9 protein-coding genes are annotated in these 13,337 nt (G+C 67.1%); 1 reads left to right on the forward strand and 8 read right to left on the reverse strand.

What is annotated here, in order from left to right; genetic code table 11:
* The 8 genes from AACH40_RS15210 to AACH40_RS15245 form a co-directional block, all read right to left on the reverse strand.
* Entirely contained in the window at positions 1-912 is a 912-nt protein-coding gene (locus AACH40_RS15210; RefSeq protein ID WP_338643123.1) for a glycoside hydrolase family 16 protein, read from the reverse strand.
* A complete protein-coding gene (locus tag AACH40_RS15215; RefSeq protein WP_338643124.1) occupies positions 909-2,411 on the reverse strand; it encodes a tryptophan halogenase family protein in 1,503 nt (500 codons plus the stop codon). The genes AACH40_RS15210 and AACH40_RS15215 overlap by 4 nt, the downstream gene beginning before the upstream one ends.
* Positions 2,408-3,427, reverse strand: coding sequence for a cupin-like domain-containing protein (locus AACH40_RS15220; RefSeq protein ID WP_422394911.1), 1,020 nt, complete (start codon positions 3,425-3,427; stop codon positions 2,408-2,410). Before AACH40_RS15220 ends, AACH40_RS15215 begins: the two co-directional genes overlap by 4 nt.
* 10 nt (positions 3,428-3,437) lie before the next feature.
* Positions 3,438-4,157: a SapC family protein gene (locus AACH40_RS15225; RefSeq protein WP_338643126.1), complete on the reverse strand. Its 720-nt coding sequence runs from the start codon at positions 4,155-4,157 to the stop codon at positions 3,438-3,440.
* Positions 4,154-5,716: a tryptophan halogenase family protein gene (locus tag AACH40_RS15230; protein ID WP_338643127.1), complete on the reverse strand. Its 1,563-nt coding sequence runs from the start codon at positions 5,714-5,716 to the stop codon at positions 4,154-4,156. The genes AACH40_RS15225 and AACH40_RS15230 overlap by 4 nt, the downstream gene beginning before the upstream one ends.
* 124 nt (positions 5,717-5,840) lie before the next feature.
* Positions 5,841-8,804 carry a TonB-dependent receptor gene (locus AACH40_RS15235; RefSeq protein ID WP_338643128.1) on the reverse strand — a complete coding sequence of 988 codons (2,964 nt, stop codon included), beginning with the start codon at positions 8,802-8,804 and terminating at the stop codon, positions 5,841-5,843.
* 1,224 nt (positions 8,805-10,028) lie between these two features.
* On the reverse strand, positions 10,029-11,309 hold the full coding sequence (locus tag AACH40_RS15240) for a HAMP domain-containing sensor histidine kinase (protein ID WP_338643129.1): 1,281 nt from the start codon (positions 11,307-11,309) through the stop codon (positions 10,029-10,031).
* The gene (locus tag AACH40_RS15245) at positions 11,306-12,037 is read right to left on the reverse strand and encodes a response regulator transcription factor (RefSeq protein WP_338643130.1); all 732 of its coding nucleotides are present in this window, start codon (positions 12,035-12,037) and stop codon (positions 11,306-11,308) included. Before AACH40_RS15245 ends, AACH40_RS15240 begins: the two co-directional genes overlap by 4 nt.
* A 95-nt stretch (positions 12,038-12,132) precedes the next feature.
* Between AACH40_RS15245 and AACH40_RS15250 the strand changes: the two genes are divergently transcribed.
* Positions 12,133-13,329, forward strand: coding sequence for an efflux RND transporter periplasmic adaptor subunit (locus AACH40_RS15250; RefSeq protein WP_338643131.1), 1,197 nt, complete (start codon positions 12,133-12,135; stop codon positions 13,327-13,329).
* Positions 13,330-13,337 lie beyond the last annotated feature (8 nt).

The following is a 13,337-nucleotide window of genomic DNA, read 5'->3' on the forward strand; positions in this document are numbered from 1 at the left end:
TCAGTTGTCCTTGCCGTTGGTGACCGGCCCGGCGTTACCCGCATCCCCGCGCTTTTGCCAGACGCGGACCCAGTCGACCGCCATTGTCCGGGGATAGCCGGCCGCATCGACGCCACCCTTGTTGCGCCCTTCGGGCAGATGGCCCCCGATCGCGAGGTTGAGGATCAGGTGGAACGGCCTGTCGAACGGCGCTCCCGCCTTGTCGGAGCCGAGCGTGTGCCATTCGTGCGGTTCGCGCCGGGCATAGTCCTTGCCATCCACGCGCCAGACCATGCCGTCCCTGTCCCATTCCACTTCGTAGGTGTGGAAGGCCGCCGGATCGCCGGGAATGGTCGTCTCGGCCGAAATGTAGCGGTTGCGCGGCGGCTCCCCGCCGAAGTGGATCGTGCCCAGCACCCGGTTTTCGCGCCCGCCCGAACAGGTGGCGCAGGGTTCGCCCAGGTTGACCGCTTCCATGATGTCGATTTCGCCCGAACGGGCCCAGGCGCCATAGCCCCAGTCTTCGGGCAGCATCCAGATCGCGGGCCAGGTGCCCTGCCCCTGCGGCAGCCGCGCGCGCACCTGCACCTTGCCATAGAGCCAGGATGCCTTGCCGTCGGTCGAAAGCCGCGCCGAAGTGAATGGCTTGGTCCGCGTTGCCGCCGCCTTTTCCGCGCTGTCGCGCTGCGATCGGACGAAGGCCGGCCCGGTATGGTCTTCGCGCCGCGCGATGATTTCCAGCACGCCGTCCTTCACCCGGTGGTTAGCCTCGCGCGCGGTGTAGCATTGGCGCTCTTCATTGCCGCCGCCGAAGCAGTCGTCGGCCAGCACCCAATGGCGGGCATCGAGTGCGGTACCGTCGAATTCATCGGACCAGACGAGCTGCCAGTCCGGCTGCGATGCCGCCGCTGCGGCCAGAAGCAGCAGGCTCATGCTGCGGCCGGAACCTCGGCGCCGCAATAGCGGGCCACGTAATCGCCGTGCGAAGGCAACGCCGCCACCGTCCGGCTGACCTGTTCGCGCAGGGAGCCGAGCAGATGCGCCAGCTCTTCGTCGCGCAGCTTGGCGGCAACGGGATGGTGGCTTTGCGGCATGATCCCCTGCCCCATCATCACCTGCACCCAGGAATTTTCGGCGAACAGTTCCTCGTTGCGGCGGAACACGCGGCCGGTTTCCCGGAACAGTTCGATCTTGTGCTCAAGGCTCGCAGGCACCTCCATGCTGGCGCAGTGCCGCCAGAACGGCGTGTCGCGCCGGTCGGTCGCCTTGTAGTGCAGCACCAGGAAGTCCCTGATCTGCTCCATGTCGGTGAACTGCTGGTCGTTGAATTCGTCGATGTCGCGGCGGCTGACCGGGCCTGCCGGCAGCATCCGCACGATGCGCAGGATCGCGCGCTGGATCAGGTGGATCGAGGTGCTCTCGAGCGGCTCCATGAACCCGCCCGAAAGGCCGACCGCCACGCAGTTGCGATGCCACTGCTTGCGCCGCGCGCCGGTGCGGAAGCGGATGGTATTGGGCTTCACCAGCTTTTCGCCCTCCACCGTCGAGAGCAGCTTTTCCAGCGCCGCCTCGTGGCTCAGGTAGTCGCTGCAATAGACCACGCCGTTGCCCTGGCGATGCTGCAGCGGAATGCGCCACTGCCAGCCGGCTTCGTGCGCGATGGCGCGGGTGTAGGGCACGGGCGGCCGCACGCTGGATGTCTGGATGGCGATGGCGCTGTCGCAGGGCAGCCAGTGGGTCCAGTCGTCATAGCCCGCGCGCAGCGCGCCTTCGATCAGCAGCGCGCGAAAGCCGGTGCAGTCGATGAACAGGTCGCCTTCGATCCGCCGGTCGCCTTCGAGCACCAGCGCGGCAATGTCGCCGCTTTGCCCATCGAGTTCGACGTGCGCGATCTTGCCTTCGATCCGCGTGGTGCCATCGCTTTCGGCCATGGCGCGCAGGAACCTGGCATAGAGCGCGGAATCGAGCTGGTAGGCATAATTCATCCGCTCGTCGGGAAGGTGCGCGAACTTGCCCGCTTCGGCGGCCTTCAGCTCAAGGCAGTATTCGCCATAGGGTTCGCTGTGCCCGCGCGTCTGGCCATGCAGCCAGAAGTGCTGGAACCCGGCCGACCAGTGGTCCTTGCCGGTGCCGCCGAACGAATGGAAGTAGTTCTCCCCCGGCACGCGCCAGTTCTCGAAATTGATGCCCAGCTTGAACGTCGCCTGCGTCGCCCGCATGAACTCGGCCTCGTTGATGCCGAGCAGGCGGTTGTACATGACCAGCGGCGGGATCGTGCTTTCGCCCACGCCGATCGTGCCGATCTGTTCGCTTTCGACCAGTGTCACCTGCGCGACGGACCCGAGCGTGCGGGCGAGCGCGGCCGCTGTCATCCATCCGGCGGTGCCGCCCCCGGCGATGACGATGCGGCGGGGCAGGGACGAGGCGGTCATTGGCTGAGGCTCCTCAGGATAAACTGGTGGATGCGGGCAGCGCCCTGCGCGTCAATCGGGCCAAGCGCGCCCCGCCCTGCTTCGGGAATGTGCGCGCGCGCTTCATCGCCGCCCGAGAACACATAGTAATCGAACAGATCCCGCCACATCGCGCGGTCCGCTTCGGGCAGGTCGCGGATGGCAAGCAGCGCGTGGGTCAGCGCGGTCTGCGGCTGGCCGAGGTAGCGCGGCGTATCGCGCCACCAGTAGTTGAGCAGGATGTTGAAGCGATCGAGCGCTTCGACATGGTGCCACCACATCGAGGGCACGAACAGCGCATCGCCGGGCTCCAGCTCCGCCACTTGGCCATGCGCCAGCGCTTCGGCGAAGCGGGGATGGGCATCGGGATCGGGCGCGGCGAAATCGACCATGCTGACCGCGCGTCCGGCCGGCGAGTTGTCGATGGGGCCAAGGTAGAGGTTGCGGTACTGGTCGGGCGGGAACAGCGTGAAGCGGCGGCGCCCGGCGACGCAGCAGGCAAGGTTGTCGGGGAAATCGTTGTGCGCGGCGATGCGCGTGGGCGATCCGATCCACAGGCTGGTGATCGGCGTGCGGTTGCCGAGATCGACGCGGTTTTCCGCATCCACCCCTTCGAAGTGCGCCGGCACGTCGATCGAGCCGAGGTAGATCACGGGATGATCGGCGCGGTCTTCGTTGGCGTCGAACCCGGCGAAGATATCGGCCAGCTTGCCCCGCGCGGTGCGGAAGTTCATCTGCATCGCCGCGTCGTAGAACAGGCGCCCGCCGCTGCCCGGATCGGCCAGCGTGACGGTGAAGGGCATGGGCCGGGCGCGCTCGACCAGATAGGCCCGCGCGGCGCGGGGCGATTCGAGCCCTGCCCGGACCAGCGGCCAATCGCGCACCAGCCCACGCAGCACGAACGGCTCGCGCGCGCCCTGCAGCATCGCGTCGAGATCGGCCGGATGGCGCAGCGTCCGTTCGGCGACGGCGGGCAGCACCAAGCCGGGAATGGCCATGGCCGCGGTTTCAGCCACCGCGAACCTTGGCATTCTTGCGCGCCACCAGATCGCCGAAGTGCGAAAGCGAGGCGATGATCATGTAGATCCGGGCAAGGTGCCCGCCCGCCATCAGATCCGCCAGCGCCGCGCCATCGAGCGCGGAGAGCTTCTCTTCGTTGATGGTGTGATAGCCGACGAGCGAGTTCTTCGCGCCATCGTCGAGCGTGACTTCGAGCGTGAAGGATTCGGCAAGGTCATGGCGATCCACCGCGGCGAAGAAATCGCCGGATTCGCGGTAGGCATGATCAAGGTCGCCCAGCTTGGCGGCGATATCTTCTAGATACGGCGTGGGCTGGCCGCTCGCATCGAACACGCGCACGCCCTCGCCGCTCGTGCTGATGCGCGGGTGGTCTAGATCGACGTGAACCTGCGGCGCCGCGTCAGGCGCGGCGGCGCGTCCGACCAGGAACGGGCGGATCGCCATCGACAGCGGGCGATAGGGTGCATCCCACGCGCCATCGCGCAGGAACAGGTTCTCGCCCGTTTCGAAGCCCAGCAGCGCGAGCGCTTCCAGCTTGCCGGTGGCAAGATCGCGGCGCAGCACGATCGGGTAATGCGCCTGGACCGAGCGGAATTCGGCCGGAACGGTGATGCAGGCCATGACATCATCGCCCAGCGCGGCGCTGGCGCCGGTATCGATGCGCAAGTCGCCATGATCGGCAGGGTTGAGGACCGCGTGGTTGCTCATGAAAGGGCCGCTCCGTGGATGGCGATGGGGTCTGCCGTCGCCACCGGGCGCAGGGCATCGAGGTAGGTGCGGTTGGACGGCAACGCCGCTGCAAGCGCGCGCGAACGCTGGTGCACCTCGGCCAGGCGCTGCGCGGCGGCGGCGATGTCAGCGGGGGCTGCCGATCCTCCGGTCGGGGGCGCGAAGCCCATGCCATAGAGCACGTATTGCTGGCTCGCCGCGCAGAACAGTTCGTCCATGCGGGGGAAATCCCACGCCGAGGGCGGCTGGTCGCGCCAGAGTTCAAGGCATTCGGCAAGGCGTGACGGTATCGTCGCCGGATCGCACTGCGCCTGCCAGTAGGGTTCGGTCCGGCGGCTCAGGACGTAGTGCAGCTTGAGAAATTCGACGATGCGGTCCCAGCGATAGTGGAACAGTTCGTTGAACCGCCCGGCGAGCAGGCCCATCGTTTCGCCGCGCCGGGGAAAGTTTTCCGCCAGCGCCTTGATCGACAGTTCGATGGTGACGATCGCCGAGGCTTCGAGCGGTTCGATGAAGCCCGCCGACAGGCCGACCGCCAGGCAGTTCCCCTGCCAGAAGCGTTCGCGATGCCCGGTGGGAAAGCGCAGCTTGCGCGCATGCAGGCCCGCAAGATCGGCGCCCGGCACCCTGGCCGCGACATAGCCGCGCAGGATGTCCTTGGCCCGCGCATCATCCATGAAGCGCGAGGAGAACACGCAGCCGATGCCGCGCCGCGTGGGCAGCGCGATGTCCCAGATCCACCCCGCTTCGTGCGCGGTGCCGATGGTCTGCGAGGCGATCGGGCTGCCCGGCGCGACCGGCACCTGCATGGCAAGCGCGCTGTCGTTGAACGAAACGTCGGAGCGATCCACCCACGGCACGGCGCAATGCCCGCCGATCAGGATCGCGGCGAGGCCCGAACAGTCGATGAAGAAATCGCCCGGAAGGTCGCGCCCATCGTGCAGGTGCAGGCCGGCGATGGTGCCGCCTTCCCCCGGAACCACGGCCGTGACCTGCGCGGAAACGTGCGTCACGCCAAGCCGGGTGGTGGCATGGCGCTGCAACAGCGCGGCGAACTTGCCCGCATCGAGGTGATAGCCATAGTTCAGCGCCCCGGCATAATCGGGCATCGCGCGCTGGCGAGGCGCAAGGTGGTCGGCACAGGCTGCGGCCTGCGGCGTCATCGCCGCGGCGAACGGCAGCGGGCCCGCCCCGGCCCGCCACGCGCCAAGCAGCGCGGCCATGTCGCCCGGCGGCGGCGGGGTGAAGGGGTGGAGGTAGCTGTCATGCGCCGAACCATCGACCCAGCCGTCGAAGCGCGAACCCTGCTTGAACGAGGCATCGCAGGCGACAAGGAATTCGGCTTCGGAAATGCCGATCGTCGCCAGCGTTTCGCGCATCGTCGGCCAGGTGCCTTCGCCCACGCCGATCGTGGCGATGTCGGGCGCTTCGACCAGCGTGATCGCAAGCTCGGGCCGCCGCGCCGCAAGCAGGCAGGCCGAAAGCCAGCCGGCCGTGCCGCCGCCGACGATGACAACCCGATCGACCGAACCGATCATCTCTCACCCGCTCCGCCCGCCGGTTGATCCGGCGCGCCTGTCTGTCCCGGAAATTCCTGCAGCCCGCACTGCCGGAACAGTGCGGGCCGCCGTTGTTCAGATCCCGTAGGTCACCCTTGCAGGATCAGAACGTAAACCGCGCGCCGGCAGCATAGCGTGCATAACCCGGAGCCGCAAAGAACACGGTCTGGTCGTTGCGCATGTGGCCCTTGCGATCGGCATTCGTGATGTTGATGCCTTCGATGAACACCGTCACGCCCTTGCGGATTTCGTACGAAGCGCTGGCATCGAACTGGCCATAGGCGTTCACGTAGTACGGATCGAAGCCGTAGCCCGAAAGGAAGCCGGCGCGCCAGTTGTAGGCAACGCGCGCCTGCAAGCCGTTCTTGTCATAGAACAGCACGGCGTTGGCGCTGTCGCTGACCCCGGTCACCGCGAACTGCGGCACGGTGTAGCGGATCGCGTTGTCGAACTTCGTGTCGCTCTTCACCACGGTGTAGTTCAGGATCGCACCGAAGCCGGTGTCCCAGAAGCTGTGCTGGACCGCGAATTCCCATCCCCACAGATTGGCCTTCTGGTCGCTGTTGGTCGGCTGCGTGGTGATGAAGTTGACCAGCGGATCCGACGCCTGGCCGACAACGCCGGTAACCACACCGTTGTTGTCGCGGATGACGGTCGCCGGGTACTTCGCGCCGATGTAGTCGAGCAGCTGCTGGGCCGTGGCGTTGGGGCCCAGCGCGGCGCGGGCTTCGGCGGCGTTGGCACCGGCGGCGGCGTTGGTCAGGCCGAACGCGGGCTGGTTGACCTGCGTCTGGCTGATGAAGTTCTTCACCACCTTGTGGAAGAAGCCCACCGAAACGTAGCTGGTCGGCGCATAGTACCATTCCGCCGACAGGTCGACGTTGCTGGACTTGTACGGCAGCAGGCCGGGGTTGCCGCTCGATGCCGTGCTGCCGCCGATGCGGATCGGCGATGCCAGCGTGGTGCCGCCCTGCAGCGAGTTATAGTCGGGGCGGGTGATCGTCTGGCTGTAGGACGCGCGCAGGCGCACGTTCTTGATCGGCTCCATGTCGAAGTCGATGGCGGGCAGCCAGTTCGAGTATTCGCCCTTGAGCGAGGCAGCTGCGACCTGCTGCGGATTGCCGTAATCGATCGCGGTTTCGTTGCCGCCGGTCCACACGGTGCGGACCGGGATCGGCACCTGCGCGGTCGAATCCACCTTGGTCTTTTCATAGCGCAGGCCAAGGCGCAGGTGCCCGGTGCCCGCGCCCAGATCGAACGAGTGCGTCGTCTGCACATACGGCGCCCAGGTCCGTTCGCGCACGGTGCGGTCGGTGGTGAACTTGGCGATGCAGGTGCCGGGGGTGACCGCGGTGCTGCAGATGCCGAGCTTGCTGTCGAGCAGGCTGATCAGGCCATCGGTATCGATCTTGAAGTAGTTCGGGATGATCGAGGCGTCGTTCGACCCAGACATGCCCGCCAGATCCTTGGGCAGGTTGCGGATCTGGAACAGGCTGTCGGGGGTATCGGCGGCCGAGAGCGTGCCGCCCCAGGTGTCGTTCTGGATGACGCCGAAGGCCGAGCGCACCTTGTTCTCGGTATAGGTCGCGCCGAAGTCGAGGCTGTCGATGAACGAAGCGTCGAAGTCGTAGCCGCCGCGCAGCGAAATCTCGTTGATCTCGTCGCGCATGTAGGCGGTGCGGAAGGCGTTGCCGGCGGGGCGGATGTTGGCCGCGTTGATCTCGGCGCCCGGATACATCTCGACGCTGATGACCGGCATGTCCTGCGTGTAGTCGACCTTCTGCGACTTCACGCCGTAGATGGCGCTGCCCACCGCAATGCCAGAGCCATAGGGCTTGGTCGGCTTGCTTTCCGCGGTCGAGTGGTGGCCATCGAGTTCGAGGCGCAGGCCGCCGGGGCCGTCCCACTTCAGGTTGCCGCCGATCGAGCGGTTGATCGAACGGTTCGCCGCCACCGCGCCGGTGATGGCAAGGTCCTTACCCGGACCGAAGTTTTCGGCGTAGAAGTTCGGGCCGGCCGCCGGGCCATCCGTCCAGCTGCTCGAGGTATCGCCGTGGTTGAACCACACGCCGATCGAGTTGGTGCGCGAATCGATCGTGTTCTGCGAGAAGGTGTAGTCGACCGTGGCAACCAGCGTGTCGGTCGGCTTCACCTGCACCACGGCCTGGCCGTTGATGCGCTTGCGGCGGAACGTGGTGAAATCGTACCCGGCGTTCTGCGTCACCTGATAGACGTCGTTCGGGCCGGGGCGGTTCTGGATGTTGGCGGCACCCGGCGTGCCGGGCTGCGCCAGCGAACCCCAGTTGTTTTCCGAACCCAGGTAGCCTTCGCGCCAGCCCGCGTTGAACTGCGCCTGGCTGGCCTTGCGATCCTGGTACGAACCGGTCAGCAGAATGCCGATGCGGTTATCGGCGAAAGTATCGCTGATGATGCCCGACACTTCCGGGGTCAGGCTGGTGCCTTCGAACAGCGAGGTGTCGTACACGCCCTTGGCGCCGATGCTGCCGTGGAAACCGGGGCGATCGAGCGGACGGGCGGTCTTGATGTTGATGACCGAGCCGATGCCGCCGGTGGCGAGCGAGGCACGGCCCGACTTGTAGACTTCGACCCCGGCGATGCCTTCGGAGGCGAGGTTGGCGAAATCGAAGCTGCGCGAAGCGGGCGCGCCGCTGCTGCCGCCAAGGCTCGAGGCCGGCATCTGGCGACCGTTGAGCAGCACGAGGTTGAAGTCCGGGCCGAAGCCGCGAACCGTCACGGTCGAACCTTCGCCGTTGTTGCGATCGATCGACACGCCGGTGATGCGCTGCAGCGATTCGGCCAGGTTGGTGTCGGGGAACTTGCCGATGTCTTCGGCCGAGATCGCGTCGACCACGCCCTGGCCGGTGCGCTTGATGTCCATCGCCTTGGACAGCGAGGCGCGAATGCCGGTGACGACGATGACGTCTTCGTCTGCCTTGCCGTCGGCCGCCACTTCCTGCGCGAACGCCGTCTGGCTGGCGAGCGCCAGGGCCAGGACAGCCACGCTCGAAGCGCGCACGGCAGCAGAACGGGTTGTGGAAACGCTCATGATCCTCCCCTTCTCCGGCGCCCACGTTTATGTCGCGTCGCTCGGACAAATACAGCAAAGCCGGCATCCAGCTACCGGGTTTGTGAACGTTCACCTAAATGAGAACGTTCACGTGGTCAAGCGGACTTCGATGCTGCGGAGCGAGAAACATCCGGCGGGGCGTCACACCAAGGGGCAAGTCCAAGGGCCCGCACCCACGCCCCCATATCCGGCGGCGAGCCCGGACGATAACGCCGTTGGGATGCGGTACGGACCTGCGCGACCGGCGCGGGCGCCATGCGTGGCGCTGCGCGTGGAGGGCATGAGGAACGCTGTGGCGAGTGGCCGGCGGGGCGTTGGCTATCCCGGATCGGCTCAGCCTGAATTCAGACGGGGGCTCGAAACCCGGGCGGCGGCTCGCAAGGCGGCCCGGTCCGTAGCGATAAGTCCCGCGAGGATAAGTTCCGGGATTGGTCGCGGCCGCATGAAGGGGCCGGACCGGACTGGAACCGGACTCGCAAGGGAGCGCTGCCACGCGGTTGAACCACCGCACCACATCCGCCCGTCCGTTGCAGTGGCGTTGGGTTGCCCTGAGGGACTTGGGGCTTAACGCCCTCTCTGCCGTATCCCCCGGAAGGGATGCGGCTCCCGCAGCGCCGACCCGCGCCGGTCGCGTCGGGCCTTTCCCAGCGTGGAGATTGGCCCGAAGGAGCGAAGAGCAAGCCGGCCATGCCGCTCCCGGTCCGTGGGGTGGCATATAACCTATATGGTACGTTTTGTCAAGGTTGGGGAAGAAGGCCAGGGAGCGGGATAGATGCGAGGGGGTCACCCCCTCGCGCTCCCGGGACGTCTTCCGGGGCTGGCCAAGCGCTGTGGGGAGGTGCTGCGTTCGATCTCGCTGTTGCGCTGGAAAGACAAGGGCAGCCCTTCGACAGGCTCAGGGCAGGCGGTTTGGGCGAGGGTGGCTTTGGCCGGGCTCGTCATGCCAGCGTAGGCTGGCATCGCTCACGGTTTGCGGAACGGTGAGGAGGCGCCCTGTCGCCAGCGATCCCGGCCTTCGCTGGGATGACGTTGGGGGGCATCCTCACCCCGTCCATCGTGAGCTTGTCGAAGGACTGTTCTTGCCTTCTGCCCCCGCTCCATCGCGGGGTTCAGGTATGGGGTCCAAGCCGAAGTCGCCCGGCCCTAGGCGCTACACGCCCAGCGAACGCACCGTGCTCGCTGTTCTCCATACGGCCGGCGGCTTCAGTCCCGGGCCGGAAGCACCATCGTCACCTCGAAGCCGTGCGGTTCGCGATTGCGGCCGGCCACCGTGCCGCCATGCGCCGCGATCGCGCGCGATGCGATGGCAAGGCCAAGGCCCAGCCCCCCACCCACGCCGTGGACGAACGGTTCGAAGATCGTGTCGATCGCATCGTCCGCCACGCCGGGGCCGCTGTCGCGCACCACGATCGTGAAGGCGCCGTTGCGGCTGCTCCAGCGCGCTTCGACCTCGATCACGTCGCCCCCGGCCGAAAAGCGCAGTGCATTGCGCAGGATGTTCTCGACCGCGCGGCGCACAAGTTCAGAGCTGCCCCGGATCGGCGGCAGATCCTCGTCCGCGCCGTTCGATACGCGCAGGGCCACGGTCACATCGGCGGGCGCGGCTTCGTAGCGCACATCCTCGACCACGCTTTCGACGATGCCGAACAGGTCGAAGTATTCATCGACGCCGACGGTCCCGCCCTCGACGCGCGACAGGGTGAGCAGTTCGCCGATCAGCTCGTTCATGCGTTCGACTTCGCGCTCCATGCGATCCATCGAGGCCTGCTGCCGATCGCCGCCCTGCCGTGCGAGGGCGAGCGCCACCTGCAGCCGCGCGAGCGGCGAGCGCAATTCGTGCGACACGTCGTGGAGCAACTGCGTGCGCCGGCTGACCAGCTGCTTGAGCCGGGCTGCCATCTGGTCGAAATCGAGGGCGAGATCGGCGATCTCGTCGCGCCGCCGCCCCATGGCGGACCCGACGCGCACGTCCAGTTCCCCGCGCGCCAGGCGGGCAAATCCGTTGCGCAGATGGCCGATCGGCCGCAGCAGGTACGTCGCCAGAAGTGCGCTGAACACCATCCCCGCGACAAACCCGATCACCAGCAGTTCGGGCGGAATGTTGAGCCGCCAGCCTTTGTCCAGGCTGCGGTCGAAATGCACGTTGTAGGCCTTGCCGCCCGGTGCCTTCACCGGCCGCACCAGCTGGGTCTGCGTCGACACCGGCGGCACGGGCCCTTCCTGCGAGGCCGGCACCAGCCGCAGGCGATGGCGCTGTTCGGGCGAGAGATTCTTTTCCAGCGCCGCGAAACCCGCCGCCCCGTTCGTTTCGACCGCGCGGCCGGCCATATTGACCAGCGTTGGTCCGATCATGACGGCCACCGCCGATTCGGGCGGCGACTTGCGGTCGCGCAGCGAGAACAGCGCCCAGACGCCCTGGGTGATGAGCAGGAACGTGCACAGGAACCCCAGCAGGATCTTGGCGAACAGCCGCCGCCCGGTCATGCCGGCAGCAGCCTGTACCCGACCCCGCGCACCGTCTCGATCGAAAGTCGCCGGGCCGACGCGGCCTCCAGCTTGATCCGCAGGTTGCTGATGTGGACATCGACGCTGCGATCGTAGCTCTGGCGCGCGCGGCCGAGCCCGCGCAGCGAGAGGTCCTCCTTGGTCGAGACCGTTTCGCCCGCCCGCGCGAGGATGGCGAGGAAGTTGAACTCGGTCGCGGTCAGTTCCAGCGCGCTGCCGTTCCAGAAGGCGCGGCGCGGCCCCGGCTCGACCACGAGATCGCCGAGCGCGACCGCGTTGTGGCGGGCCGGTCGCTCCTGCGGGCCGGTGCGGCGGCGCAAGTGGGCGCGCAGCCGGGCGACCAGTTCGCGCGGGTAGCAGGGCTTGGCGACGTAGTCGTCTGCGCCCAGTTCCAGCCCGACGACCTTGTCGATTTCGTCCCCGCGCGCCGACAGCATGATCACCGGCACGTCGCTCGTTTCGCGCAGCTGGCGCAGGACCTCGAGCCCGCTGAACCCCGGCAGCATCAGATCGAGCACCACCGCATCGTGATCGCCCGACAGCGCGCGGGCAAGACCGTCCTGCCCGGTTTCCGCCACCTCCACCTCGAAGCCATCGCCTTCGAGATATTCGGCCAGCATCACGCCGAGTTCGCGATCGTCGTCCACCAGGAGGATGCGCTTGAGCTCCATCTGCACGCGACGGTGATGGCGCAACGGCGACGCCATGTCAGCAGCCGCAGGGCGGTCTTGGCGGAATCTTTACGCTGCACTTGCGAAGACTTGACCGCCGCACCGCGCGATCAGGGCGCATAACGGCGGGCATGTTCACCTCTCGTCGACTCGTGATCGCCGGTGTCGTTACCGGCATCGTTCTTGCCATCCTTGCCGCCTGGCTCGCCTTCGGGCGCGGCGAATCGCAGGCCCAGTACGCCACGGCCAAGGTGACCCGCGGATCGGTGGAAAAGACCGTCGAGGCGAGCGGCACGCTCGAACCGCGCGAGCTGGTGGGCGTGGGCGCGCAGGTATCGGGCCGGGTCGAAACGCTGCACGTCGCCATCGGCGATACCGTGCGCAAGGGCGACCTGATCGCGCAGATCGATTCGCAGACCCAGAACAACAGTCTCGACACCGCCCGCGCGCAGCTCGCCAATGTCCAGGCGCAGCTGGCCGGCGCCGAAGCGAGCCTGATCAAGGCGCGGCTCGCCTTCCAGCGCCAGCAGGCCCTGGGTTCGGGCCAGGCGACCTCGCGCGCGGACTACGAAGCGGCGCAGGCCGAGCTGCGCTCGGCGCAGGCTTCGCGCGATGCGATCGTCGCCCAGATCCGCTCGGCGAAGGTCAGCGTCAACAGCGCGCAGGTCCAGCTGGGCTTCACCCGCATCACCGCGCCGATGGACGGCGTCGTCGTCGCGATCGTGACCAAGCAGGGCCAGACCGTTAACGCGAACCAGTCCGCGCCCACGATCGTGGTTCTCGCCAAGCTCGACGAGATGACGATCAAGGCCGAAGTATCGGAAGCCGACGTGATCAACGTGCGCGCCGGGATGCCCGCGCACTTCACCATCCTGGGAGACCCGGACAAGCGCTACAGCGCCACGTTGCGCCTGGTCGAGCCCGCACCCGAATCGATCGTCAACGAGGTCAATTCATCGACCAGTTCGTCGAGCACATCGAGCACGTCGAGCAGCGCGATCTACTACAACGCGCTGTTCGAGGTGCCGAATGCCGACGGGCGGCTGCGCGCGTTGATGACCGCCAAGGTCACCATCGACCTCGACCGCAGGAGCAACGTGCTGACGATCCCGGCCACCGCGCTCGGCACGCGCGCCGCCGATGGCAGCTATGCCGTCCGCGTGGTCGACGAGGACAACAAGGTTTCTACCCGTCGCGTCAGGATCGGGCTCAACAACAACGTCATCGTCGAGGTCGTGTCCGGCCTCAAGCAAGGCGAAAGCGTCATCGTCGGAACGGCCTCTGCGAAAAGCGACAGCAAATCGCGGATGGGCCCGCCGATGATGTGAGCGCAGAC

The sequence above is a fragment of the Novosphingobium olei genome (genome assembly GCF_037076535.1).
Taxonomy (GTDB): domain Bacteria; phylum Pseudomonadota; class Alphaproteobacteria; order Sphingomonadales; family Sphingomonadaceae; genus Novosphingobium; species Novosphingobium olei.